Source organism: Pseudomonas sp. TNT2022 ID1044, assembly GCF_028656895.1.
In the GTDB taxonomy this organism is placed as follows: Bacteria; Pseudomonadota; Gammaproteobacteria; order Pseudomonadales; family Pseudomonadaceae; genus Aquipseudomonas; species Aquipseudomonas reinekei.
Window position 1 is genome coordinate 544234 of sequence record NZ_JAMDHB010000022.1, and the last position, 24390, is coordinate 568623.

Annotated in this window: 22 protein-coding genes; 13 read left to right on the forward strand and 9 right to left on the reverse strand. The window is 60.8% G+C overall.

Going from position 1 to position 24390, the window contains the following annotated elements:
* Positions 1–7: 7 nt before the first annotated feature.
* From M5G20_RS24965 to M5G20_RS25000, 8 genes are all read right to left on the reverse strand, one after another.
* Complete coding sequence (locus M5G20_RS24965; protein WP_273921334.1) at positions 8–1009, reverse strand: response regulator; 1002 nt, start codon at positions 1007–1009, stop codon at positions 8–10.
* Between the two features lie 48 nt (positions 1010–1057).
* A complete protein-coding gene (locus tag M5G20_RS24970) occupies positions 1058–2068 on the reverse strand; it encodes a chemotaxis response regulator protein-glutamate methylesterase (protein WP_273921335.1) in 1011 nt (336 codons plus the stop codon).
* Entirely contained in the window at positions 2065–4347 is a 2283-nt protein-coding gene (locus M5G20_RS24975) for a hybrid sensor histidine kinase/response regulator (RefSeq protein ID WP_273921337.1), read from the reverse strand. Before M5G20_RS24975 ends, M5G20_RS24970 begins: the two co-directional genes overlap by 4 nt.
* Positions 4344–5027: a chemotaxis protein CheW gene (locus M5G20_RS24980; RefSeq protein ID WP_273921338.1), complete on the reverse strand. Its 684-nt coding sequence runs from the start codon at positions 5025–5027 to the stop codon at positions 4344–4346. The genes M5G20_RS24975 and M5G20_RS24980 overlap by 4 nt, the downstream gene beginning before the upstream one ends.
* A complete protein-coding gene (locus M5G20_RS24985; protein ID WP_273921339.1) occupies positions 5024–6295 on the reverse strand; it encodes a CheR family methyltransferase in 1272 nt (423 codons plus the stop codon). The genes M5G20_RS24980 and M5G20_RS24985 overlap by 4 nt, the downstream gene beginning before the upstream one ends.
* On the reverse strand, positions 6292–6828 hold the full coding sequence (locus M5G20_RS24990) for a chemotaxis protein CheW (protein ID WP_273921340.1): 537 nt from the start codon (positions 6826–6828) through the stop codon (positions 6292–6294). Before M5G20_RS24990 ends, M5G20_RS24985 begins: the two co-directional genes overlap by 4 nt.
* Positions 6828–8450 (reverse strand): methyl-accepting chemotaxis protein, encoded by a 1623-nt coding sequence (locus M5G20_RS24995; protein ID WP_273921341.1) that lies wholly within the window; start codon positions 8448–8450, stop codon positions 6828–6830. The genes M5G20_RS24990 and M5G20_RS24995 overlap by 1 nt, the downstream gene beginning before the upstream one ends.
* A gap of 269 nt (positions 8451–8719) precedes the next feature.
* The gene (locus M5G20_RS25000; protein WP_273921342.1) at positions 8720–9442 is read right to left on the reverse strand and encodes a tellurite resistance TerB family protein; all 723 of its coding nucleotides are present in this window, start codon (positions 9440–9442) and stop codon (positions 8720–8722) included.
* A 175-nt stretch (positions 9443–9617) separates the two neighbouring features.
* Between M5G20_RS25000 and M5G20_RS25005 the strand changes: the two genes are divergently transcribed.
* From M5G20_RS25005 to M5G20_RS25040, 8 genes are all read left to right on the forward strand, one after another.
* Positions 9618–10532, forward strand: a complete 915-nt coding sequence (locus M5G20_RS25005) for a LysR family transcriptional regulator (protein ID WP_056856294.1) — start codon at positions 9618–9620, stop codon at positions 10530–10532.
* A gap of 101 nt (positions 10533–10633) precedes the next feature.
* Positions 10634–12121, forward strand: coding sequence for a gamma-aminobutyraldehyde dehydrogenase (locus M5G20_RS25010; protein ID WP_273921343.1), 1488 nt, complete (start codon positions 10634–10636; stop codon positions 12119–12121).
* A gap of 223 nt (positions 12122–12344) precedes the next feature.
* Positions 12345–13496, forward strand: a complete 1152-nt coding sequence (ydcS, locus tag M5G20_RS25015; RefSeq protein WP_150732057.1) for a putative ABC transporter substrate-binding protein YdcS — start codon at positions 12345–12347, stop codon at positions 13494–13496.
* A gap of 225 nt (positions 13497–13721) precedes the next feature.
* Entirely contained in the window at positions 13722–14759 is a 1038-nt protein-coding gene (locus M5G20_RS25020; RefSeq protein ID WP_273921344.1) for an ABC transporter ATP-binding protein, read from the forward strand.
* Between the two features lies 1 nt (position 14760).
* The gene (locus M5G20_RS25025) at positions 14761–15708 is read left to right on the forward strand and encodes an ABC transporter permease (RefSeq protein ID WP_273921345.1); all 948 of its coding nucleotides are present in this window, start codon (positions 14761–14763) and stop codon (positions 15706–15708) included.
* A complete protein-coding gene (locus tag M5G20_RS25030; protein ID WP_273921346.1) occupies positions 15698–16507 on the forward strand; it encodes an ABC transporter permease in 810 nt (269 codons plus the stop codon). The genes M5G20_RS25025 and M5G20_RS25030 overlap by 11 nt, the downstream gene beginning before the upstream one ends.
* Positions 16508–16675: 168 nt before the next feature.
* The gene (locus M5G20_RS25035) at positions 16676–18100 is read left to right on the forward strand and encodes a gamma-aminobutyraldehyde dehydrogenase (protein ID WP_273921347.1); all 1425 of its coding nucleotides are present in this window, start codon (positions 16676–16678) and stop codon (positions 18098–18100) included.
* Between the two features lie 182 nt (positions 18101–18282).
* Positions 18283–18525, forward strand: coding sequence for a type II toxin-antitoxin system RelE/ParE family toxin (locus M5G20_RS25040; RefSeq protein ID WP_273921379.1), 243 nt, complete (start codon positions 18283–18285; stop codon positions 18523–18525).
* Positions 18526–18573: 48 nt separating this feature from the next.
* Here M5G20_RS25040 and M5G20_RS25045 read toward each other — a convergent pair whose 3' ends face one another.
* On the reverse strand, positions 18574–18759 hold the full coding sequence (locus tag M5G20_RS25045) for a hypothetical protein (protein WP_075946689.1): 186 nt from the start codon (positions 18757–18759) through the stop codon (positions 18574–18576).
* Positions 18760–19175: 416 nt separating this feature from the next.
* On the opposite strand from M5G20_RS25045, the gene M5G20_RS25050 reads away from it, so the two are divergent.
* The 5 genes from M5G20_RS25050 to M5G20_RS25070 all read left to right on the forward strand — a co-directional run bounded on the left by M5G20_RS25050 (position 19176) and on the right by M5G20_RS25070 (position 24334).
* The gene (locus tag M5G20_RS25050) at positions 19176–20801 is read left to right on the forward strand and encodes a glucan biosynthesis protein D (RefSeq protein ID WP_273921348.1); all 1626 of its coding nucleotides are present in this window, start codon (positions 19176–19178) and stop codon (positions 20799–20801) included.
* A 277-nt stretch (positions 20802–21078) separates the two neighbouring features.
* Positions 21079–21993, forward strand: coding sequence for a glutamate/aspartate ABC transporter substrate-binding protein (locus M5G20_RS25055; RefSeq protein ID WP_273921349.1), 915 nt, complete (start codon positions 21079–21081; stop codon positions 21991–21993).
* 192 nt (positions 21994–22185) lie between these two features.
* On the forward strand, positions 22186–22932 hold the full coding sequence (locus M5G20_RS25060; protein WP_075946686.1) for an amino acid ABC transporter permease: 747 nt from the start codon (positions 22186–22188) through the stop codon (positions 22930–22932).
* Positions 22932–23603, forward strand: a complete 672-nt coding sequence (locus tag M5G20_RS25065) for an amino acid ABC transporter permease (protein WP_273921350.1) — start codon at positions 22932–22934, stop codon at positions 23601–23603. The genes M5G20_RS25060 and M5G20_RS25065 overlap by 1 nt, the downstream gene beginning before the upstream one ends.
* Positions 23600–24334 carry an amino acid ABC transporter ATP-binding protein gene (locus M5G20_RS25070; protein WP_007975082.1) on the forward strand — a complete coding sequence of 245 codons (735 nt, stop codon included), beginning with the start codon at positions 23600–23602 and terminating at the stop codon, positions 24332–24334. The genes M5G20_RS25065 and M5G20_RS25070 overlap by 4 nt, the downstream gene beginning before the upstream one ends.
* Positions 24335–24390: the final 56 nt, after the last annotated feature.

Genomic DNA, 24390 nt, shown 5'->3' on the forward strand with positions numbered 1-24390 from the left:
TGTTGCGTCACCCGATACCGACCTGATTACGCCCATTGTGTTTCGCCAGATACAGCCCCTTGTCCGCCGCCAGGATCAGTTCCCGGCAGTTGCTGCCCGCTGTCGGCGTGACAGTGGCCAGCCCGATGCTGATGGTCAGGCTCGAGCCTTCGGTGGGTGAATTGTGCGGGATCTTCAAGGCTTCCACGGTCATGCGCAGTTTTTCCGCCACCAGCCGCGCCCCGCCCTGGGACGTATTGGGCAGCACCAGGGCGAACTCTTCGCCGCCGTAACGCGCTGGCAGGTCCGACGGTCGGGCGCTGGCATCGCGGATCGCCGAGGCAACCTTGCGCAGGGCTTCATCGCCTTCCAGGTGGCCGAAACTGTCGTTGTAGGTCTTGAAGTAATCCACGTCGATCATCAGCAACGACAACTGGCTCTGCTCACGCAGCGAACGCCGCCATTCAAGTTCCATGTACTCGTCGAAATGCCGACGGTTCGACAGCCCTGTCAGGCCATCGGAGTTCATCAGGCGTTGCAGCACCAGGTTGGTGTCGAGCAACTGCTGCTGGCTGACCCGCAACGCACGGTAAGCCGCATCCCGTTGCAACAGGGTCATGTAGGAGCGCGAGTGATAGCGGATGCGCGCCACCAGTTCGATGTTGTCCGGCAGCTTGACCAGATAATCATTGGCGCCGGCGGCGAACGCTGCGCTCTTGATCAGCGGGTCCTCCTTGGTCGACAGGACGATGATCGGAATGTCCTTGGTCGCCGGATGATTGCGGTATTCACGCACCAGGCTCAGGCCGTCCAGGCCAGGCATGACCAGATCCTGCAGGATCACCGTAGGCTTGATGCGCACCGCATGGGCGATGGCCTGGTGCGGGTCGGCGCAGAAGTGGAAGTCGATGTTTTCTTCGTTCGACAAACCGCGCCTTACCGCCTCGCCGATCATCGCCTGATCGTCCACCAACAACACCATGGCGGCATTTTCGTCAGTCTTGAAGTCGTCGAGCTGTAATTCATTCATGTGCGTTCACCTGAATACTGCTTGGGCCAGGATTGCTGGTAAATGTAGTCATTTGGGAAAAATCTCCAGCAATCGCGGCGCGATCTTTTCCAGCGGGCGTATTTCCACGGCGGCATCGATGGCCGCGGCCGCCTTCGGCATGCCATACACCGCACTGCTGTTTTGGTCTTGTGCGATGGTCAGGTACCCCTGCTGGCGCATGAGTTTAAGCCCCTGCGCGCCATCACGCCCCATGCCGGTTAGCAAAACGCCGACCGCGTCACCGTTCCAGTAACGGGCCACACTCTCGAAAAACACGTCGATAGAGGGTCGGTAGATTTCATTGACCGGTTCGGCGGTGTAGGCCAGCGTGCCGTTTTTCAGCAAGCGGATATGGTGATTGGTGCCGGCCAGCAACACCGTGCCGCTTTGTGGCGCCTCGCCTTCCTGCGCCAGGCGGACGTTCAGTCCGCTGGCGCTGCCGAGCCATTCGGCCATGCCGGCGGCGAATACCTGGTCAACGTGCTGCACCAGCACGATGGCCGGGGAAAAATGCCTCGGCAGCCCCTTGAGCAGGACCTCCAGCGCCGCTGGCCCGCCGGCGGACGAACCAATGGCAATAAGGCTCTGACGCGAACCGGAATTGCGCAGCGGGCTCGGCGCCAATCGCTCGCGGTTACCTTTTTCGCCGATCAGCCAGCCGATGTTCATGATTTTACGCAGCAACGGCGCCGCCGCTTCCTGGGCGTTGCCGGCACCGATGGCCGGGGTGTCGACCACGTCGAGGGCGCCATGGCCCATGGCTTCGAACACCCGATGAACGTTCTGCTGGCGATCCACGGTGACAATGACAATGGCGCACGGCGTTTCAGCCATGATCCGGCGAGTGGCCTCCACCCCGTCCATCACCGGCATGATCAAGTCCATCAGGATCAGGTCCGGCGTCTGTTCGGCGCACATCCGCACGGCTTCCTTGCCGTCGCCGGCCACCCAGATCACCTGGTGCGCCGGCTCGAAGGCCAGGGCCCGGCGCAGGGCCTCCACGGCCATGGGCATGTCGTTGACGATTGCGATCTTCATGCCCGCGCTCCTCCTATGAGCTCAACCACTGCGTCAAGCAGGGCGTCATCATGAAAACTGGCTTTGGCCAGATAATAGTCGGCCCCGGCATCCAGTCCACGACGGCGATCCTCTTCACGATCCTTGTAGGACACCACCATCACCGGCAACGATTGCAGGCGATTGTCCCGACGCAACAACGACACCAGTTCGATACCGTCCATGCGCGGCATGTCGATATCGGTAATCAGCAGGTCGAAATTCTCCGAACGCAATGCGTTCCAGCCGTCCATGCCGTCCACCGCCACCGCGACGTCGTAGCCGCGATTGAGCAGCAATTTGCGTTGCAGTTCGCGCACGGTGAGCGAGTCGTCGACCACCAGAATCCGCTTGCGCGCGGCTTCTGCCGCCTGGTTGCCGTGACGGGCAATACGTTCCAGACGCCCGGTGTTGAGCAGTTTGTCCACCGACCGCAGCATGTCTTCGACGTCGACGATCAACACCACCGAGCCGTCGTCGAGCAAGGCCCCGGCGGAAATGTCCTGAACCTTGCCCAAGCGCTCATCCAGTGGCAACACCACCAACGTGCGCTCGCCGATGAAGCGCTCGACCGCTATGCCATATATGGTGTCGCGCTCGCGAATGACCACAACTTTCAGGGTCTGTTGACCGCCCTGGTTCGCGGGCCGTTGCAACAACTGGCTGGCGGCGACCAGGCCGACGTGCCGGCCTTCATGCCAGAAATGCTGGCGCCCCTCCACCTGAACAATGTCCGTTGGCTCCAGATCGCACATGCGTTCGATATGCGCCAGCGGGAAGGCATAGGCTTCGTCGCCGACCTCCACTACCAGGCTACGCACCACCGACAGGGTCAACGGTACTTCAAGGTGAAAGCGACTGCCCTCGCCCGCCGTCTGCTCCAGCACCACCGCACCGCGCAACTGGCGAACCATGTGCTGCACGGCGTCCAGGCCGACGCCACGGCCGGAGACTTCGGTGACAGTGTCGCGCAGGCTGAAACCCGGCAGGAACAGGAATGTCAGCAGCTCTTCTTCACTCAACTGCGCGGCGGTTTCGGCCGGGGATAACTGGCGTTCGATGATGCTGCGACGGACCTTTTCCAGATCGACGCCGTTGCCGTCATCACTGAGTTCCAGCACCAGCAATCCGGCCTGATGGGAAGCGCGCAGGCGGATCAGGCCTTCTTCCGGCTTGCCGGCCAACAGCCGTTGCTCGGGCGTTTCGATTCCGTGGTCCACGGCATTGCGCAACAAGTGCGTCAGTGGCGCCTCGAGTTTTTCCAGCACGTCGCGGTCGACCTGGGTTTTCTCGCCTTCGATCTCCAGCCGCACCTGCTTGCCAAGGCTGCGGCCCAAGTCTCGAACCATACGCACTTGACCGGTCAGCACATCCGCGAACGGCCGCATGCGACAGGCCAGCGCCGTGTCGTACAGCACTTGTGCACGCTGACTGGCCTGCCAGGCGAACTCATCCAGCTCGGCGTTTTTTTCCGCGAGTAATTGCTGGGATTCGGCCAGCAATCGACGAGCATCTTCGAGGGCTTCCCGGGCTTCGAGGCTCAGGGCGTGTTCCTTGAGATGGACATTGAGGTTTTCCAGCGCTCGCAGGCTGTTGCTCTGCATGCGTTTGAGGCGCTGCATGGTGGCCAGGTGCGGTTTGAGCCGCAGGGTTTCCACCAGGGATTTACTCGACAGATCGAGCAGGCTGTTGAGGCGCTCGGCGGTCACCCGCAGCACGCGCTCGCCGTTTTCGGTGGTGCGCTTGGTCTTTTTCGGCGCGGGAGACGCTTCAATCAGCGGTTCCGGGACTTCCACCCTGGCCACGGGTGCTTCGAGCTGAAGCTCGGCCATTACAGGATCAGCCGCTGCCTTGACCGGAACAACGACAGCGGCCGGATCGAGCAAGCGCGCCATCAACGCGACATAGGCGTCGATCTCCGCAGGCACCGGCGCATTGGCCGGGGTGGCGATGCGCATCAGCAGATCAGTGCCTTGCAGCAACGCATCGATATGTTCGGGGCGCAAGTACAGCCGCCCTTCCTGGGCGCTGACCAGGCAATCTTCCATGACGTGCGCAACGCTGACCCCGGCATCGACGCCGACAATGCGCGCAGCCCCCTTGAGCGAGTGCGCTGCGCGCATGCACGATTCCAGCTGATCGGCCAGGGTCGGATCACGTTCCAGCGCCAACAGACCTGCGCTCAGTACCTGGGTCTGGGCCTCGGCTTCCAGGCTGAACAGTTCCAGCAAAGATGAGTCGCGCATTTGCTCGGGGGTCATGTGAGGCTCCGGGTCACGGCGGACAACAGCTGTTCTTCATCCAGCCAACGCAAGCTGCGACCTTTGAATTGCAACACGCCTTGCGTGTACTTGGCATTGGCCTGGTTGCCGGATTTCGACGCGGCCTCGAGCAGGCGCTCGTCGATGGCGTGAATCCCGTCCACCTCGTCCACCGGCACCACCACTGGCCCACCGTGGGCGGCGATGATCAGCATGCGCGGCATGATCCGCGCGCCCGTCGCCACGCTGCTGACGCCGTCGAGTCCAAGCAACTCGACCAACGACAGGCACGCCACCAGTGCACCGCGTACGTTCGCCACGCCGAGCAAGGCCCGCGAGCGCTGGTGCGGCAAGGAGTGAATGGTTTGCATCGGCGCCACTTCCACCAGGCTGCGCGTCGCCAGCCCCAGCCATTCTTCGCCGAGACGGAACATCAACAGCGAGCGGGTTTTCACTTCGCTTTGCAGCGTACCGGGTGCGTGTTCACGGTCTTCCTGCTGCAAGGCGTAGCGATCCAGCAAGCGTGTCGCCGCCGCCGAATACACCGCGCAATTGCGACAGTGAATATGTTCGATCAGCAGCGGGCAGGATTTGTCGCCGTGGATCCCGATGCGGTTCCAGCAATCATCGATGGCCTGGGCATCTTCATGGGTGACGCTAAAAGTGTCGGAGGCGATCATCGTTTACGCTCACTGTCAGCGGCGCGCTCGCTGCGGGCGGCGCGTTCCTGCAATCGTCTGGCTCCCGCCGTGTCGCCCTGGGATTGCAGCAAGGCGGCCAGGTGCATCAATGCGTCGGGATGTTGCGGTTCAAGGTACAACGCCTTGCGATAATACCCTTGGGCTTCCAGAACACTGCCGGCGACATCGCTGAGCAAACCCAGCCAGTAAAACACCTGGGCCACCGGTTCGTGGCTGCGCAGGTAAGAGTCACACGCGGCACGCGCCTCGGCACTTTTACCTTCATTGGCCAGCGCGGCAATGTTCGCCAGCAGCTGGGCCGCGTCGGCGTTGCCCGGTTTCACCGCTTGCGCAGGGCGTGCAACGCTGGTGAATGGACGCTTGCCGAGCGCTGGCGGCGGCACATTGCGCAGCGGTTGCGGTACCGGCAAGGGCGTGGGGACGAAGGCTGGCAACGGTTCAGGTTCCGCCGCGCTCTGGCGGCTGAAGGCGAAGGATTGCGGGATGCCGATCGAACACATACCCAAACGCCCCAGCAGACTGCCTTCGGCCGGGCCGATGAACAGCACGCCGTCGACATGGGTCAGGCGCTTGAGCACCTCGAACACCTGTTTTTGCGTGGGCAGATCGAAATAGATCAGCAGGTTGCGGCAGAACACAAAATCATAGGCCGGCTCATTGACCAGCAAAGCCGGATCGAGCAGGTTGCCCACCTGCAGGCGTACTTGATCGAGCACGCGCGAGCTGAGCCGATAGCTTTCGTTTTCGGCGGTGAAATGCCGGTCGCGAAAGGCGATGTCCTGTCCGCGAAACGAGTTCTTGCCGTACAACGCGCGCCGGGCTTTCTCCACCGACAGCGGGCTGACATCCATGCCTTCGACCTTGAACTGGTGCGGCTTGAACCCGGCATCCAGCAGTGCCATGGCAATCGAGTACGGCTCCTCGCCCGTGGAGCACGGCAGGCTGAGAATCCGCAGGGCGCGCATGTTGTTGATCTCGGCCAAGCGTCTGCTCGCCAGTTTCGCCAGGGTGGCGAAAGATTCCGGGTAACGGAAAAACCAGGTTTCAGGGACGATCACCGCTTCGATCAACGCCTGTTGCTCGTCCCTCGAACCCTGCAGTGTGCGCCAGTATTCGTCGGCCGACAGCGCCTGCGACGCCACGCTGCGTTGACGCACCGCACGCTCAATGATCGCCGGGCCGACCGACGTGACGTCGAGGCCGATGCGCTCCTTGAGGAAATCGAAAAAACGCTGGTCGCTGCTCATGGCCGGTCCTCAAGCAGCGTCAGGTCCAGGGGCGGCGTGGGAAACAGCAGCGCCCGCACCGGCTCATCCAGTAGATCGGCGACCCGCACCCATTGCAGCAGGCCTTGCGCATCTTCGCGCACCGGCCCCAGGTACGGCGCCTGGGGATTGTCCAGGCCATAGGGCTGAAAGTCCGCCGGGTTGCAGCGCAAGGTGTCGGTGGCCTGTTCCAGAATCAATCCGAGTATTTGCGCCTGTGCGCTTTTATCCGCTCGGTAATGCACCAGCACCAGCCGCGTACTGGTGCGCACCTGCGCAGCAGTGCCGAAGGTCAGCGCGCTGAGGTCGATCACCGGCACCACCGCACCGCGATAGGCAAACACCCCGGCGACCCAGTGCGGCGCGTGGGCAATGGGTTTCAATGGCAGGCGCGGCAGCACTTCCACCACTTCCATGGCCTGCAAGGCATAGCGCTCGCTGCCGATGCGAAACACCAGGAACAACGCGTGCGACGCCTGCTTCACGGCAGTGCGTTTGGCCGTGAGTTCGCTCATCAGACTTTGAATCGCGAGACGCCGCTGCGCAGCCCGACGGCCACCTGGCTCAGTTCGTCGATGGCGAAACTGGCCTGGCGCAGGGATTCGACGGTCTGGCTGCTGGCATCGCCCAATTGCACCAGCGCATGATTGATCTGTTCGGCCCCGGTGGCCTGGGCCTGCATGCCCTCGTTGACCATCAACACCCGCGGCGCGAGCGCCTGCACCTGATGGATGATCTGCGACAGTTGCTCGCCGACCTGCTGTACCTCAGACATGCCGCGGCGCACTTCTTCGGAGAACTTGTCCATGCCCATCACACCGGCCGACACCGCCGATTGAATCTCGCGCACCATTTGTTCGATGTCGTAGGTGGCGACAGCGGTCTGGTCGGCCAGGCGGCGCACTTCAGTGGCGACCACGGCGAACCCGCGACCGTACTCACCGGCCTTCTCGGCCTCGATGGCGGCGTTGAGCGACAACAGGTTGGTCTGGTCGGCAACCTTGACGATGGTGACCACCACCTGATTGATGTTGCCGGCCTTCTCATTGAGGATCGCCAGTTTGGCGTTGACCAGGTCTGCCGCGCCCATCACCGAATGCATGGTTTCTTCCATGCGCGCCAGTCCTTGCTGACCGGAACCGGCGGCGACCGATGCCTGATCGGCAGCGGTGGACACTTCGGTCATGGTGCGCACCAGATCACGGGAAGTCGCCGCAATTTCACGAGACGTCGCGCCGATTTCAGTGGTGGTAGCCGCCGTTTCAGTGGCGGTGGCCTGTTGCTGCTTGGAGGTGGCGGCGATTTCGGTGACCGATGTGGTGACCTGCACCGACGAGCGCTGGGCCTGGGATACCAGCGAGGTGAGCTCGGCCATCATGTCGTTGAAGCCGGTTTCCACTGCGCCGAATTCATCCTTGCGCTCCAGATTCAATCGATTGCTGAGGTCGCCGGTGCGCATGATTTCGAGGATCTGCACGATGCGGTTCATCGGCGCCATGATGGCGCGCATCAGCAACAGGCCACAGAGGGCGGCGGCCAGCACCGCGATCACCAGGGAAATGCCCATGATGACTTTGGCGGTGAGCACTGCGTCATCAATGGCTGCGATGTCGGCGTCCGCCACGGCCTTGTTATGCCGCAGAATGTCACTGACCTTCATGCGACCCGCTGTCCAGGTCGGGGTCAGTTCAGCCTTGAACATGCTGATGGCCTCGGCGTTCTGGTTGCGCTTATGCAACTCGATCACGGCGGCCAGAATCCGGTGGTATTCCTCATGGATTTTTTCGAAGGCTGCGTACTCGAGCTTGTCTTCTTCGTCGGTAATCGTTTTGCGGTAGAGCTCCATCTGCTCTGTCAAACGCGTAGCGTAACCCTTGAAGCTGGCCGCCTCCTCTGCCGAGAAGCCCTGCCCTTGTTCGAGGCCAAGCATGGCCTGAACGTGTACATAGCTGTCGGACCACGCGCCACGAATCATGGAGCTGTAATAAAGCCCCGGCAAAGCGTCCTCACGCACGCTGGCCTCGTTGCTTTCGATCTTCAGCAGCCGGGAGTACGAGACGACCACCATCAGCAACATGATGGCGATGATTACCGCAAAGCTCGCCAAAATGCGTTGGCGCAACGTCCAGTTCTTCACAGTCAGTCCTCGGGGGTATTTCGAAATGCGGGGAGTATAGCCGAGGGCGCTGTTTCATTTATAAGACGGTTGCACGCCACTTCGCATCCCGCGCAAAAAACGGGGACGGGCTCTGGGTAGGGACTGTCCGTTAATTGCGGGGATGGGTGTTAGGGGTGATTCGGTAGAAAGGGACCGTGGAATGGTCATTGAGCGGTTGCCTTGCCCCGGATGCGTTCCCACGCGAGCGTGGGAACGATCAAAGATCAGAGCGGCGATCTTTTCCGGGCCTACATCGAGGCCTGACGAACCTGCTTCTCCAGCTCGACCTTCAGGCCCGGCTCAAGCTTGAGCTGACGCGCCAGTTCATCGAGGTAGGACTTCTCCATGAAGCTCTCCTCGTCCACCAGCATCACACTGGCGATGTACATCTCGGCGGCCATTTCCGGGGTGCTGGCGGCGCGGGCGACGTCGCTCGGGTCCAGCGGTTTGTTGAGTTCGGCGTGCAGCCAGTGTTGCAGTTCCTGATCGTTGTCGAGTTTGGTGAACTCGCCTTCGATCAGCTCGCGCTCACGGGCGTCGATGTGCCCATCAGCCTTGGCCGCCGCTACCAGCGCCTTGAGAATCGCCTGACTGTGCTGTTCGACTTGCGCCGGCGGCAAGCGATCCAGGGTCTGCGGCTCGGTCTTCGGTGCCGAGCCTTGCTGGGCCTGCCAATTGCCATAGGCCTTGTAGGCAATCACGCCCAATGCCGCGAGACCGCCATACACCGCCACCTTGCCGCCGACCTTGCGCGCCTTTTTGTTGCCCAGCAACAGGCCCATGGCCCCGGCGGCCAAGGCACCACCGCCGGCACCGGAAAGCAGGCTGCCGAGGCCGCCCGAGCCACCGCTACCGCCGAGCAACCCGCCCAGAGCACCACCGGACGACTGTTTCTGCGACCCGCCCGCCTTGTTCTGCAACATGTCCTGGCCGGACTTGAGGAGTTGGTCGAGCAATCCACGGGTGTTCATTTTTTGCCTCCACTAAAAGGTTTAACCGAACCTTGAGGCCACCAGCCTAGATCGAAAGTGCCCGCGGCCTGGCGGCGAGAGTGCTTCCAGATGTTGCTCGAAGTCATCCTGTCTTTCGTAAAAATGGATATACACTCGAACCCATCTAAAAAAACCGCCCACCGGGTATGCCTTCATGATGACCTTGCGTCAGATCCGTCATTTCATCGCCGTGGCCGAGACGGGCTCGATCTCCGCCGCCGCGCAAACCGCGTTCATTTCCCAATCGACGCTGACGCTGGCGATTCAGCAACTGGAAGAAGAGATCGGCGTCAGCCTGTTCAATCGCCACGCCAAGGGCATGACCCTGACCCACCAGGGACATCAGTTCCTGCGGCAGGCGCACTTGATTCTGGCCACCGTGGACAACGCCAAACGCAGCCTGCAACAAAGTACGGATCAGGTCGCCGGACAGCTGATCATCGGCGTGACCAGTCTGGTGGCCGGTTATTACCTGGCGGATTTGCTGACAAGATTCCAGCGCGCTTACCCCAACGTCGAGATTCGCGTGATGGAGGATGAGCGCCCGTATATCGAGCATTTGCTGGTCAGCGGCGAGATCGATGTCGGCGTGCTGATCCTCTCCAACCTCGAAGACCGCCACGCCTTGCAGACTGAGGTGCTGACCCACTCGCCCCACCGGCTGTGGCTGCCGGCCCAGCATCCGCTGCTGGAACACGACAGCATCAACCTCGCCGACGTGACCCGCGAGCCGCTGATTCAGCTGAATGTCGATGAAATGGACCGCAACGCCCAACGCATGTGGACGGCAGCCTCGTTGCAACCGCGCATCACGTTGCGTACCGCCTCGACCGAAGCGGTGCGAAGCCTGGTGGCCGCAGGCTTGGGTGTGTCGATCCAGCCGGACATGACCTATCGCCCGTGGTCGCTGGAAGGCGACATCATTGAAGCGCGGCCCATTGCCGACCTGAGCCAGACCCTCGATGTCGGCCTCGCATGGCGTCGCGGCACGGCGCGCCCGGCGCTGGTCGACCCGTTTCTCACCGTCGCGCGGGAGCAACCCCACGGCGGACGCAAGCCATCTATTTAATCGAACGCCACCTTCAGTATTTAGTATTTGTCGACCTCGGGGCTGCGCACTAGTCTTGCTGCATCTATATAAGACGGCCGGCCCCAGTCACAGGGAGCAGCATGGCCACACAAGAAAAGAGAACCCGAAAAATGGCTGGCGCGCAGACCCCGTTGTTCACCGCATTGTTGATCGATGGTGAATTAGTCGCCGGGCAAGGCTGTGCCGAACCCATCATCAATCCGGCCACCGGCGAAATCCTCACGCAGATCGCCGAAGCCAGCACCGAACAAGTCGAAGCCGCCATCCTCGCCGCCCACCGTGCCTTCGCCGATTGGTCGCGGACCACGCCACAACAGCGCTCTACCCTGCTGTTGGACATCGCCAACGCCATCGAAAAAAACGCCGAGTCCCTCGCCCGTCTCGAAGCACTGAACTGCGGCAAGCCGCTGCACCTGGCCCGTCAGGACGACTTGAGCGCCACGGTCGACGTGTTCCGTTTTTTCGCCGGGGCCGTGCGTTGCCAGACCGGACAGCTCAGTGGCGAGTACCTGCCGGGCTACACCAGCATGGTGCGGCGCGATCCAATCGGTGTCGTAGCGTCTATCGCGCCGTGGAATTACCCGATCATGATGGCCGCGTGGAAAATCGCCCCGGCCCTGGCCGCGGGCAATACGCTGGTGTTCAAGCCATCGGAACACACGCCACTGTCGATCCTGGCCCTGGCGCCAGCGCTGGCCGACATCCTGCCACGCGGCGTGATCAATATTGTTTGCGGTGGCGGTGAAGGTGTTGGCAGCCATTTGGTCAGCCATCCCAAAATCCGCATGGTGTCGCTGACCGGCGATATCGTCACCGGGCAGAAAATTCTTCAAGCCGCGGCCAAAACCCTCAAGCGCACTCACCTCGAACTCGGCGGCAAGGCCCCGGTGATCGTCTGCAACGATGCGGATATTCAGGCGGTGGTCGAAGGTGTGCGCACCTACGGTTATTACAACGCCGGCCAGGATTGCACCGCCGCGTGCCGGGTTTATGCACAGGCCGGGATTCACGACCGTTTGGTGGCCGAGCTCGGGGCCGCCGTCAGCAGCCTGCGCTTCGCCGGCAAACGTGACGCCGACAATGAAATCGGCCCGCTGATCAGCACCCGCCAGCGTGACCGCGTGGCCAGTTTTGTCGAACGCGCCCTCGGCCAGCCGCACATTGAACGAGTGACCGGTGCCGCCGTACATTCCGGGGCCGGATTCTTTTACCAGCCGACGTTGCTGGCCGGTTGCAAACAGAGCGATGAAATCGTCCAGCGCGAAGTGTTCGGCCCGGTGGTCACCGTGACCCGCTTCGATGAACTCGAACAAGCGGTGGATTGGGCCAACGACTCGGAATACGGCCTGGCGTCTTCGGTGTGGACGCAAAATCTCGACAAGGCGATGCAGGTCGCCGCGCGTTTGCAGTACGGCTGCACCTGGATCAACAGCCATTTCATGCTGGTCAGCGAAATGCCCCATGGCGGCCTCAAGCGCTCGGGTTACGGCAAAGACCTGTCCAGCGATTCGCTCCAGGACTACAGCGTGGTGCGGCACATCATGGCGCGCCACGGACAGCATTTATAAAAGAGCACTACGCTAACAATTAGCCGTAAAGGCATTGATGTAGAAACGCTGGAACAAAGCGGTCCCCTCGTAGGAGCTGGCTTGCCAGCGATGGCGTCCATCAGGACACCGCAAGGTTTGAGGGATTCATCGCCGGCAAGCCGGCTCCTGCAGGACCTTGTTTCGACGTTGAAAACCACGTTCAAAACTGCCCCGACCATAATTTAAAAAAGAGGGAAATCCCATGTTCGTGCACAAGACCGCACTGCTCAGTGCAATCACCACAGCGCTGCTGGCCAGTGCCAGTGTCCAGGCCGCCGAGCCGCTGAAAGCTGTCGGGGCAGGCGAAGGCCAATTGGATATTGTGGCGTGGCCCGGCTACATCGAACGTGGCGAAAGCGACAAGGCCTACGACTGGGTCACCGGTTTCGAGAAGGAAACCGGCTGCAAGGTCAATGTGAAAACGGCGGCCACTTCCGATGAAATGGTCAGCTTGATGGCCAAGGGTGGTTACGACCTAGTGACCGCGTCGGGTGACGCCTCGCTGCGGCTGATCGGCGGCAAGCGTGTGCAGCCGATCAACACCGCGCTGATCCCAAACTGGAAAAACCTCGACCCGCGCCTCAAGGATGCGCCGTGGTACGTGGTCAACAACCAGACCTATGGCACCCCGTATCAGTGGGGGCCGAACGTGCTGATGTACAACACCAACGTGTTCAAGACCGCGCCTACCTCCTGGGGCGTACTGTTCGATGCGCAAAACCTGCCGGACGGCAAGCCGAACAAAGGCCGCGTGCAAGCCTATGACGGCCCGATCTACATCGCCGACGCGGCGTTGTACCTCAAATCTGCCAAGCCGGAGCTGGGCATCCAGAACCCCTACGAACTGACCGAAGCGCAATACAAGGCCGTGCTCGACCTGTTGCGCGCCCAGCAGCCGTTGATCCATCGCTACTGGCACGACACCACCGTGCAAATGAGTGACTTCAAAAACGAAGGCGTGGTCGCGTCCGGCGCCTGGCCGTATCAGGTCAACGGCCTGGTCAACGAGAAACAGCCGATCGCCTCGACCATCCCGAAAGAAGGCGCCACCGGTTGGGCCGACACCACCATGCTGCACGCCGAAGCCAAGCACCCGAACTGCGCCTATAAGTGGATGGACTGGTCGCTGCAACCGAAAGTCCAGGGCGACGTAGCCGCGTGGTTCGGTTCGCTGCCAGCAGTGCCGGCGGCGTGCCAGGGCAGTGAATTGCTCGGTGCTGAAGGCTGCAAGACCAACGGTTTCGACCAGTTCGACAAGATCGCCTTCTGGAAAACCCCGCAGGCTGAAGGCGGCAAGTTCGTGCCATACAGCCGCTGGACCCAGGACTACATCGCGATCATGGGCGGCCGCTAACACACCGCTCACCTGTGGCGAGGGAGCTTGCTCCCGCTGGGTGGCGAAGCCACCCCAAAACCAGTCAATGCGGTCTGCCAGGTAAACCGCATCAGCCCTTTTTGGGAGAGCTTCGCTCTCCAGCGGGAGCAAGCTCCCTCGCCACAACTGCACTTTGATTCAGATTTTTCAGAAGTCCAGGCAGGGCCGCTGCGACGGCCCTCGCCTTTTTTGGAGCACCGCACCATGACGCTTGCAGTCCAGTTCACCAACGTTTCCCGTTTATTCGGCGAAGTGAAAGCCGTTGACCGGGTTTCCATCGACATCCAGGACGGCGAGTTTTTTTCCATGCTGGGGCCTTCCGGCTCGGGCAAAACCACCTGTTTGCGCCTGATCGCCGGTTTTGAACAACCGAGCGCAGGTTCGATCCGCATTCATGGCGAAGAGGCCGCTGGCCTGCCGCCCTATCAGCGTGACGTGAACACCGTGTTCCAGGATTACGCGCTGTTCCCGCACATGAACGTTCGCGACAACGTCGCCTACGGCCTGAAAGTCAAAGGTGTCGGCAAGGCCGAACGCCTCAAGCGCGCCGCCGAAGCCCTCGAGATGGTCGCTCTTGGCGGCTATGGCGAGCGTAAACCGGTGCAACTCTCCGGCGGTCAGCGTCAGCGTGTGGCGCTTGCCCGGGCACTGGTCAATCGTCCGCGAGTGCTGCTGCTCGACGAGCCGCTTGGCGCGCTGGATTTGAAACTGCGCGAGCAAATGCAAGGCGAGCTGAAAAAGCTGCAACGCCAGCTCGGCATCACTTTCATTTTTGTCACCCACGACCAGACCGAAGCGCTGTCGATGTCCGACCGGGTGGCGGTGTTCAACAAGGGCCGCATCGAACAGGTCGACTCGCCGCGCAACCTCTATATGAAACCGGCGACCACCTTCGTCGCGGAATTCGTCGGCACCTCCAACGTGATCCGCGGCGATCTGGCCAGGCAATTGAGCGGCCACCCTCAGCCGTTTTCGATTCGCCCGGAACACGTGCGTTTCGCCGAGGGGCCGCTGGCCAGCCATGAGATCGAAGTCAGTGGTCTGCTGCACGACATCCAGTACCAGGGCAGCGCCACTCGCTATGAGCTGAAGCTGGAAAACGGCCAGACACTGAACATCAGCCAGGCCAACAATCAGTGGATCGACAGCAGCGCGCAACACCAGACCGGGCAACGCCTCAGCGCACGCTGGGCGCGGGAAGCCATGGTGCAGTTGCACGACACCGTTGTCGGCGGGGTGTGAGATGAGCACCTTGGCCATTTCTCAAACCTCGGCGGGCGGTTCGCCGTTGCGCAGGTTTTCCAACCTGTTGTACCGCCGGCCGAACCTGTACCTGTCAATGCTGCTGGTGCCGCCATTGCTGTGGTTCGGCGCGATCTATCTGGGTTCACTGCTGACCTTGTTGTGGCAAGGTTTCTACACCTTCGACGACTTCACCATGGCGGTCACCCCCGACTTGACCCTGGCCAACTTCGCCGCGCTGTTCCAGCCTTCGAACTTCGACATCATCCTGCGCACCCTGAGCATGGCGATCGTCGTGTCGATCGCCAGCGCCATCGTCGCGTTCCCGATTGCCTACTACATGGCGCGCTACACCACCGGTAAGACCAAGGCGTTTTTCTACATCGCGGTGATGATGCCGATGTGGGCCAGTTACATCGTCAAGGCCTACGCCTGGACGTTGCTGTTGGCCAAGGGCGGCGTGGCGCAGTGGTTCCTGCAGCATTTGGGGCTGGAGCCGGTGTTGCTGTGGGTGCTGGGCATTCCGGGCGTGGGCGGCAGCACCTTGTCGACCTCGCACCTGGGGCGTTTCATGGTGTTCGTCTACATCTGGCTGCCGTTCATGATCCTGCCGATCCAGGCTTCGCTGGAACGCCTGCCGCCATCGCTGCTGCAAGCGTCTGCCGACCTCGGTGCCAAGCCGCGCCAGACGTTCATGCAAGTGATTCTGCCGCTGTCGATTCCGGGCATTGCCGCCGGGTCGATCTTCACCTTCTCGCTGACCCTGGGCGACTTCATCGTGCCGCAACTGGTCGGCCCGCCGGGCTACTTCGTTGGCAGCATGGTTTATGCCCAACAAGGTGCGATCGGCAACATGCCGATGGCAGCCGCGTTCACCCTGGTGCCGATCGTCTTGATCGCCATCTACCTGTCCATCGTCAAACGCCTGGGGGCCTTCGATGCACTCTGAGAAAGCGTCTTCAGGCCTGAAAATCGCGGCCTGGGGCGGATTGGTGTTTCTGCACTTCCCGATCCTGATCATCTTCCTGTACGCCTTCAACACCGAAGATGCGGCGTTCAGCTTTCCACCCAAGGGCTTCACCCTGAAGTGGATCGGTGTAGCGTTCTCGCGACCCGACGTACTGGAAGCGATCAAGCTGTCGTTGCAGATCGCTGCGATCGCCACATTGATTGCCATGGTGCTCGGCACGCTGGCATCGGCGGCGCTTTATCGCCGGGATTTCTTCGGCAAGCAGGGCATCTCGCTGATGCTGATCCTGCCGATCGCCCTGCCGGGGATCATTACCGGGATCGCGCTGCTGGCGACCTTCAAGACACTGGGCATCGAGCCGGGGATGTTCACCATCATCGTCGGCCACGCGACCTTCTGTGTGGTGATCGTCTACAACAACGTCATCGCCCGTTTGCGCCGTACCTCGCACAGTCTGATCGAAGCCTCGATGGACCTCGGCGCCGACGGCTGGCAGACCTTCCGCTATATCGTCCTGCCGAACCTCGGCTCGGCGTTGCTGGCCGGCGGCATGCTCGCGTTCGCGCTGTCGTTCGATGAAATCATCGTCACCACCTTCACCGCCGGCCATGAACGCACCTTGCCGCTGTGGCTGCTCAACCAGCTCAGCCGCCCACGGGACGTACCGGTGACCAACGTCGTCGCCATGCTGGTGATGATCGTGACCATGCTGCCGATTCTGGGCGCCTATTACCTGACCCGGGGCGGTGAAAGCGTGGCGGGGAGTGGCGGAAAATAACCGAATAACCACTGTCGGAACCGAATCCTGTAGGAGCCGGCTTGCTCGCGATTGCGGTAGATCAGCCAACATCTTTGTTGAGCCTGATGGCCCCATCGCTGGCAAGCCAGCTCCTGCAAGGGACCGGTTTCCACAGAGAACAACAATAGTTTCGAAGAGGACAATGCCATGCAAACCAAGCTCCTGATCAACGGCCAACTGCTCGACGGCGAAGGCCCCGCCCAACCCGTGTTCAACCCGGCGCTGGGCCGTGTGCTGGTGGAAATCAACGAAGCCAGCGAAGCCCAGGTCGATGCTGCGGTGCGCGCTGCCGATGCCGCGTTCGACGGCTGGTCGCAGACTCCACCGAAAGATCGCTCGCTGTTGCTGCTCAAACTCGCCGACGCCATCGAAGCCCACGGCGAAGAACTGGCCAAGCTGGAGTCGGACAACTGCGGCAAGCCCTACAGCGCCGCGCTGAACGACGAGATCCCGGCGATTGCCGACGTGTTCCGTTTCTTCGCCGGTGCCAGCCGTTGCATGAGCGGCTCGGCCGGCGGCGAATACCTGCCCGGCCACACGTCGATGATCCGCCGCGACCCGGTGGGCGTGATCGCTTCCATCGCACCGTGGAATTACCCGCTGATGATGGTCGCCTGGAAAATCGCCCCGGCCCTCGCCGCTGGCAACACCGTGGTGCTCAAGCCGTCGGAACAAACCCCGCTGACCGCCTTGCGCCTGGCGCAATTGGCGTCGGAAATCTTCCCGGCCGGCGTGCTCAACCTGGTGTTCGGTCGTGGCCCTACGGTCGGCAGCCCATTGGTCACTCACCCGAAAGTGCGCATGGTGTCGCTGACCGGCTCGATCGCCACCGGTTCGAACATCATTTCCAGCACCGCCGACACCGTCAAACGCATGCACATGGAACTGGGCGGCAAGGCCCCGGTGATCATCTTCGACGACGCCGACATCGACGCCGCCGTCGAAGGCATCCGCACCTTCGGCTTCTACAACGCCGGCCAGGACTGCACCGCCGCCTGCCGCATCTATGCCCAGGAAGGCATTTACGACAAGTTCGTCGAGAAGCTCGGCGCGGCGGTCAGCAGCATCAAGTACGGTTTGCAGGATGATCCGGCCACCGAGCTTGGCCCGTTGATCACCGCACAACACCGCGACCGCGTGATCGGGTTCGTCGAGCGCGCCGTGGCGCAGTCGCACATTCGCTTGATCACCGGCGGCAAGGCGGTGGAGGGCAATGGTTTCTTCTTTGAGCCAACGGTGTTGGCCGACGCGCAACAGGATGACGAAATCGTCCGTCGCGAGGTGTTCGGGCCAGTGGTGTCGGTGACCAAATTTACTGATGAAGCGCAGGTATTGGGCTGGGCCAACGATTCGGACTACGGCCTCGCCTCGTCCGTATGGACCGCCGACGTCGGCCGCGCGCATCGCCTTTCGGCGCGCTTGCAGTACGGCTGCACCTGGGTCAACACGCACTTCATGCTGGTCAGCGAAATGCCCCACGGCGGTCAGAAACTGTCCGGTTATGGGAAGGACATGTCGATGTACGGGCTGGAGGACTACACCGTGGTGCGGCATGTGATGTTCAAACATTAAAAGCATCGCCAGCAAGCCGGCTCCTACAGTCTGGAATGTTTTTCCTGTGGGAGCCAGCCTGCTGGGGATGCTTGGAAAGCAGACTTGGCGCCGCGAGCGCCTGACCGATAGGCTTCACTCCGTGGTGGCGACTTTCCAAGCCAAAACGGTAAACACGCCATGCCAATGCATCCTCAAAGCTCATCTCTTCCCTATTTCGATCCTACCGTGGCGCAGACGCCGCCATGAAGATCATCTCGACGATTTTGCAGTCCTTCAAACAACTTGAAGTGTTTCCTGGCTCAGGCAGACCTTCCGTCATGCCGGATGTACGAGAGCTGGTTCTTGATCGTTATCCGTTCATTGCTCCTTACCGATTTTCTCAAGGAACAATACAAGTTTTACGAGTGCTCCATCAGCCAATGGAGCGCTCGCAAGACTGGTAGAAAGCACTCAGCCGCGACGACCTTGCCGCGACTGAATACCCGCCTTCTTCAAAACCGCGAAACACTCCTCATCGCATCCACCAGATACCTCATCGCAATCCGGTCGCTCTCCGACAGTTCCCGATAGCGCTCCACCAGCTTCATCTCTTCGGAATTCAATCGACGTCTTCGCCGCCCGCTGGCCAGGCACGGAAAGATTCCCAGTATTTCGGTGATGCCTTGTACTTTCGACATGGACGATGTCCTTCTCTACGTCAAAGAAACCTTCAAAAACCGCATCGCCCTCACCCTTTTTTCAGCAGCGCCACGTGCCAACTGAACCGCACCGGCCCGAAGGGCATAAACCGGTCATGTGCACAGAATAGAAATAATCCGGGCGCTGAAAAGCGGTTTTTAGAGTAATTAGTCGAAAAAAGCAGAAATGCCCTGTAAATCAGAAAGCACTGTCGGAATTGTTTCCCGACATGTCTTGTTTCATTGCCGAACTAGCGCGGTGCCATCAATCAATTTTGCTCTGCTATCGAACGGTTTAAGCTAGCGGGCATCTGTTTAAAAGTCCGTTGCGTTTGGCCGAAGGCATGTCCGAACCGATATTTCTGATCCAGCACGTGCCAGGAACGGCGCGGGATTGTTCACGACAGGTTGTATTTATGCACCGCAGGAACTTGCTCAAAGCCTCCATGGCCATCGCGGCCTATACCGGTTTGTCCGCCACCGGCCTGCTGGCCGCCCGTGCCTGGGCTGCACCTGAGACCGCCGACGGTGAGGCCAGGGCCTTCGATTTCGAGGCGCTGAAAATGCAGGCCAGGCAGTTGGCCAACAAGCCCTATCAGGACACCAAACAGGTGCTGCCGCCGACCCTGGCAACCATGACTCCGCAAAACTTCAATGCGATCCGCTACGACGGTGAGCATTCGTTGTGGAAAGACAACAAGGGTCAGCTCGACGTGCAGTTCTTCCACGTCGGCATGGGTTTCAAGCAGCCGGTGCGCATGTACAGCGTCGATCCGAAAACCCGCATGGCGCGTGAAGTGCATTTCCGCCCGTCGCTGTTCAACTACGAAAACACCACGGTCGACACCAAGCAACTGACTGGCGACCTGGGCTTCTCCGGCTTCAAGCTGTTCAAGGCGCCGGAGCTGGACAAGCACGACGTGGTGTCCTTCCTCGGCGCCAGTTACTTCCGTGCGGTGGACGCCACCGGTCAGTACGGCTTGTCGGCCCGTGGTCTGGCGATCGACACCTACGCCAAGAAGCGTGAAGAATTCCCCGACTTCACCAAGTTCTGGTTCGAGACGCCGAACAAGAACAGCACCCGCTTCGTGGTCTACGCCCTGCTCGACTCGCCGAGCGCCACCGGCGCCTACCGTTTCGACATCGACTGCCAGGCCGAGCGCGTGGTGATGGAAGTCGACGCCCACGTGAATGCACGTACCGCCATCGATCAACTGGGCATCGCGCCGATGACCAGCATGTTCAGCTGCGGCACCCACGAACGCCGGATGTGCGACACCATCCACCCGCAAATCCACGACTCCGATCGCCTGGCGATGTGGCGCGGCAACGGCGAGTGGATCTGCCGCCCGTTGAACAACCCGGCCACCCTGCAATTCAACGCCTTCGCCGACACCGACCCTAAAGGCTTCGGCCTGGTGCAGACCGACCACGAATTCGCCAGCTATCAGGACACCGTCGACTGGTACAGCCGCCGCCCGAGCCTGTGGGTCGAACCGACCACGTCGTGGGGCGAAGGCTCGATCGATCTGCTGGAAATCCCCACCACCGGCGAAACCATGGACAACATCGTCGCCTTCTGGACCCCGAAGAAACCGGTGGCTGCAGGCGACTCGCTGAACTACGGCTACAAGCTCTACTGGAGCGCGTTGCCACCCGTGGGCACGCCGTTGGCGCGGGTCCACGCGACACGTTCGGGCATGGGCGGCTTCACCGAAGGCTGGGCGCCGGGCGAGCATTATCCACCCGTCTGGGCACGGCGTTTTGCCGTGGACTTCAATGGTGGCGGCCTGGACCGTTTGCCTGAAGGCACGGGTATCGAGCCCGTGGTCACGTGTTCAAACGGCGAGGTCAAGGATTTCAGCGTGCTCAAGCTCGATGACATCAAGGGCTACCGCATCCTGTTCGACTGGTACCCGACCAATGACAGCGTCGCCCCCGTCGAACTGCGCCTGTTCATCCGTACCAACGACCGCACGCTGAGTGAAACCTGGTTGTACCAGTACTTCCCGCCCGCGCCGGACAAGCGCAAATACCCGTGATCCGCAGGTAGCACCCTGCCACCATTCGGTTTTCCGAACGCGACCTGCGGGTCGGTTCGGATAACCGGATTTTCCAGCCTCAATATTCACGCAACAAAAATTTAATTCCCTTATAAATCAGTGAATTAGCTAATCCGCACTGGTCTGGCACGAGTCATGCTCTACACTTCTTCGACGGATGTCCTTTGCGCGCACTCTCAGTAGCGCTCTGGCATTTGCAGCACAAAAAGGGCCGATCAACTGGCTCCATAAAAAAAACAATGTCGAGGAAAATTTGATGCGCATCGTTCCCCATATCCTGGGCGCAGCCATTGCTGCCGCTCTGATCAGCACGCCAGTTTTCGCCGCCGAACTCACCGGCACCCTGAAGAAGATCAAAGAGTCCGGTGTCATCACCCTCGGGCATCGTGACGCTTCCATTCCTTTCTCCTATATCGCAGACGCTTCCGGCAAACCGGTCGGCTACTCCCACGACATCCAGCTGAAAGTCGTCGAAGCGCTGAAAAAAGACCTGGACCTGCCGAACCTGCAGGTCAAATACAACCTGGTCACCTCGCAGACGCGTATCCCGCTGGTGCAGAACGGCACCGTGGACCTCGAGTGCGGTTCCACCACCAACAACGTCGAGCGTCAGCAGCAAGTTGACTTCTCCGTCGGCATCTTCGAAATCGGTACTCGCCTGCTGTCCAAGGCAGACTCCAAGTACAAGGACTTCCCTGATCTGGCCGGCAAGAACGTCGTGACCACCGCTGGCACCACGTCCGAGCGCATCATCAAGGCGATGAACGCCGACAAGCAAATGGGCATGAACGTCATCTCCGCCAAAGACCATGGCGAGTCCTTCCAGATGCTGGAAACCGGCCGTGCCGTGGCCTTCATGATGGACGACGCGCTGCTGGCCGGTGAAGCCGCCAAGGCCAAGAAAGCCAGCGACTGGGCCGTAACCGGTACTCCACAGTCCTACGAAATCTACGGCTGCATGGTGCGCAAAGGCGACGAGCCGTTCAAAAAGGCTGTGGATGACGCCATCAAGGCCACCTACGCATCGGGCGAGATCAACAAGATCTACGAAAAATGGTTCATGCAGCCAATCCCGCCAAAAGGCCTGAACCTGAACTTCCCGATGAGCGACGAGCTCAAGGCCCTGATCGCCAATCCGACCGATAAAGCGGCTGACGACAAGAAATCCTGATTTCTGACTAACCTTATCTCCTGAGAGGGCCGCAGCCCTTTCAGGAGGTTGTCACTCCCTGCTGGCATTTCTGGAAACACTCGGACCGGTGGCTGTCGAGCCGATCGCGTGTGCCTGACTCCCAAGTCGGGCGGGAACGGAGCTTCCCCCAAGCGGGTACTTGTACATCGATCGATCTGAGGGGAGACCCTAATGAATTACAACTGGGACTGGAGCGTGTTCTTCAAGTCCACCGGCGTGGGCAGCGAGACCTATCTCGACTGGTACGTGTCCGGTCTGGCCTGGACCATCGGTATCGCCATCGCGGCCTGGATCATCGCCCTGACACTGGGCTCGATCCTGGGCGTCATGCGTACCGTGCCGAACCGCATCGTATCGGGCATCGCCACCTGCTACGTCGAACTCTTCCGTAACGTACCGCTGCTGGTGCAACTGTTCATCTGGTACTTCCTGGTACCCGACCTGCTGCCGGCAGACCTGCAAGAGTGGTACAAGCAGGACCTGAACCCGACGACCTCGGCCTTCCTCAGCGTCGTCGTGTGCCTCGGCCTGTTCACCACCGCCCGCGTTTGCGAGCAGGTGCGCACCGGTATCCAGGCCCTGCCAAAAGGCCAGGAATCCGCGGCCCGCGCCATGGGATTCAAGCTGCCGCAGATCTACTGGAACGTGCTGCTGCCCCAGGCGTACCGGATCATCATTCCGCCGCTCACCTCGGAATTTTTGAACGTCTTCAAGAACACCTCCGTGGCCTCGCTGATCGGTTTGATGGAGCTGCTCGCGCAGACCAAACAGACCGCCGAGTTCTCCGCCAACCTGTTCGAAGCCTTCACCCTGGCCACGCTGATCTACTTCACCCTGAACATGAGCCTGATGTTGCTGATGCGTATGGTCGAGAAGAAAGTCGCCGTACCGGGCCTGATTTCCGTAGGGGGTAAATGATGGAATTCGACTTCTCGGGCATCATCCCGTCCCTGCCGGGTTTGTGGAACGGCATGGTCATGACCCTCAAGCTGATGGCCATGGGCGTCATCGGCGGGATCATCCTCGGCACCATCCTGGCGTTGATGCGCCTGTCCCACAGCAAAGTGCTGTCGAACATTGCCGGTGCCTACGTCAACTACTTCCGCTCGATCCCGTTGCTGCTGGTGATCACCTGGTTCTACCTGGCGGTGCCGTTCGTATTGCGCTGGATCACCGGTGAAGATACGCCGATCGGTGCGTTCGCCTCTTGCATCGTGGCGTTCATGATGTTCGAAGCGGCGTACTTCTGCGAAATCGTCCGTGCCGGTGTGCAGTCGATTCCCAAGGGCCAGATGGGTGCTGCCCAGGCGCTGGGCATGACTTACGGCCAGATGATGCGCCTGATCATCCTGCCGCAAGCGTTCCGCAAGATGACGCCGTTGCTGCTGCAACAGAGCATCATCCTGTTTCAGGACACCTCGCTGGTTTACGCCGTCGGCCTGGTGGACTTCCTCAATGCTTCGCGCGCCAGTGGCGACATCATTGGCCGCTCCAATGAGTTCCTGATCTTCGCAGGTCTCGTGTACTTCATCATCAGCTTTTCCGCCTCGCTGCTGGTCAAGCGTCTGCAAAAAAGGTTCGCCGTATGATCTCTATCAAAAGCATCAACAAGTGGTATGGGGACTTCCAGGTACTGACTGATTGCAGCACCGAGGTCAAAAAAGGCGAAGTGATCGTGGTGTGCGGGCCCTCGGGTTCCGGCAAGTCGACCCTGATCAAGTGCGTCAACGCCCTGGAGCCGTTCCAGAAAGGCGACATCGTGGTTGATGGCACCTCCATTGCCGACCCGAAGACCAACCTGCCGAAACTGCGTTCGCGCGTGGGCATGGTGTTCCAGCACTTCGAGCTGTTCCCGCACCTGACCATCACCGAAAACCTGACCATCGCGCAGATCAAGGTGTTGGGCCGCAGCAAGGAAGAAGCCACCAAGAAAGGCCTGCAGTTGCTTGAGCGCGTGGGTCTCTCGGCCCACGCCCACAAGCACCCGGGCCAACTGTCCGGTGGTCAGCAGCAGCGTGTGGCGATTGCCCGTGCGCTGGCGATGGACCCGATCGTCATGCTGTTCGACGAACCGACCTCGGCGCTGGACCCGGAAATGGTCAACGAAGTGCTGGACGTGATGGTGCAACTGGCCCACGAAGGCATGACCATGATGTGTGTGACCCACGAAATGGGCTTCGCCCGTAAAGTGGCCGACCGCGTGATCTTCATGGACGCCGGCAAGATCATCGAAGACTGCAAGAAGGAAGAGTTCTTCGGCGACATCAGCCACCGCGCCGAGCGCACGCAGCACTTCCTGAACAAGATTCTGCAGCACTAATCAGCAACTGGCTTTGCTCCTTGTGGCGAGGGAGCTTGCTCCCGCTGGGTCGCGCA

What these genes read in the sequence shown, in the direction of transcription:
- M5G20_RS25065 (WP_273921350.1), top strand. Translation starts at nt 22,932, where the DNA reads ATGGAATTCGACTTCTCGGGCATCATCCCGTCCCTGCCGGGTTTGTGG.
- M5G20_RS24980 (WP_273921338.1), bottom strand. Translation starts at nt 5,027, where the DNA reads ATGATCGCCTCCGACACTTTTAGCGTCACCCATGAAGATGCCCAGGCC.
- M5G20_RS25010 (WP_273921343.1), top strand. Translation starts at nt 10,634, where the DNA reads ATGGCCACACAAGAAAAGAGAACCCGAAAAATGGCTGGCGCGCAGACC.
- M5G20_RS24990 (WP_273921340.1), bottom strand. Translation starts at nt 6,828, where the DNA reads ATGAGCGAACTCACGGCCAAACGCACTGCCGTGAAGCAGGCGTCGCAC.
- ydcS (WP_150732057.1), top strand. Translation starts at nt 12,345, where the DNA reads ATGTTCGTGCACAAGACCGCACTGCTCAGTGCAATCACCACAGCGCTG.
- M5G20_RS25005 (WP_056856294.1), top strand. Translation starts at nt 9,618, where the DNA reads ATGATGACCTTGCGTCAGATCCGTCATTTCATCGCCGTGGCCGAGACG.
- M5G20_RS25050 (WP_273921348.1), top strand. Translation starts at nt 19,176, where the DNA reads ATGCACCGCAGGAACTTGCTCAAAGCCTCCATGGCCATCGCGGCCTAT.
- M5G20_RS24965 (WP_273921334.1), bottom strand. Translation starts at nt 1,009, where the DNA reads ATGAATGAATTACAGCTCGACGACTTCAAGACTGACGAAAATGCCGCC.
- M5G20_RS24975 (WP_273921337.1), bottom strand. Translation starts at nt 4,347, where the DNA reads ATGACCCCCGAGCAAATGCGCGACTCATCTTTGCTGGAACTGTTCAGC.
- M5G20_RS24985 (WP_273921339.1), bottom strand. Translation starts at nt 6,295, where the DNA reads ATGAGCAGCGACCAGCGTTTTTTCGATTTCCTCAAGGAGCGCATCGGC.
- M5G20_RS25045 (WP_075946689.1), bottom strand. Translation starts at nt 18,759, where the DNA reads ATGTCGAAAGTACAAGGCATCACCGAAATACTGGGAATCTTTCCGTGC.
- M5G20_RS25020 (WP_273921344.1), top strand. Translation starts at nt 13,722, where the DNA reads ATGACGCTTGCAGTCCAGTTCACCAACGTTTCCCGTTTATTCGGCGAA.
- M5G20_RS25000 (WP_273921342.1), bottom strand. Translation starts at nt 9,442, where the DNA reads ATGAACACCCGTGGATTGCTCGACCAACTCCTCAAGTCCGGCCAGGAC.
- M5G20_RS25055 (WP_273921349.1), top strand. Translation starts at nt 21,079, where the DNA reads ATGCGCATCGTTCCCCATATCCTGGGCGCAGCCATTGCTGCCGCTCTG.
- M5G20_RS24970 (WP_273921335.1), bottom strand. Translation starts at nt 2,068, where the DNA reads ATGAAGATCGCAATCGTCAACGACATGCCCATGGCCGTGGAGGCCCTG.
- M5G20_RS25025 (WP_273921345.1), top strand. Translation starts at nt 14,761, where the DNA reads ATGAGCACCTTGGCCATTTCTCAAACCTCGGCGGGCGGTTCGCCGTTG.
- M5G20_RS25070 (WP_007975082.1), top strand. Translation starts at nt 23,600, where the DNA reads ATGATCTCTATCAAAAGCATCAACAAGTGGTATGGGGACTTCCAGGTA.
- M5G20_RS25030 (WP_273921346.1), top strand. Translation starts at nt 15,698, where the DNA reads ATGCACTCTGAGAAAGCGTCTTCAGGCCTGAAAATCGCGGCCTGGGGC.
- M5G20_RS25035 (WP_273921347.1), top strand. Translation starts at nt 16,676, where the DNA reads ATGCAAACCAAGCTCCTGATCAACGGCCAACTGCTCGACGGCGAAGGC.
- M5G20_RS25060 (WP_075946686.1), top strand. Translation starts at nt 22,186, where the DNA reads ATGAATTACAACTGGGACTGGAGCGTGTTCTTCAAGTCCACCGGCGTG.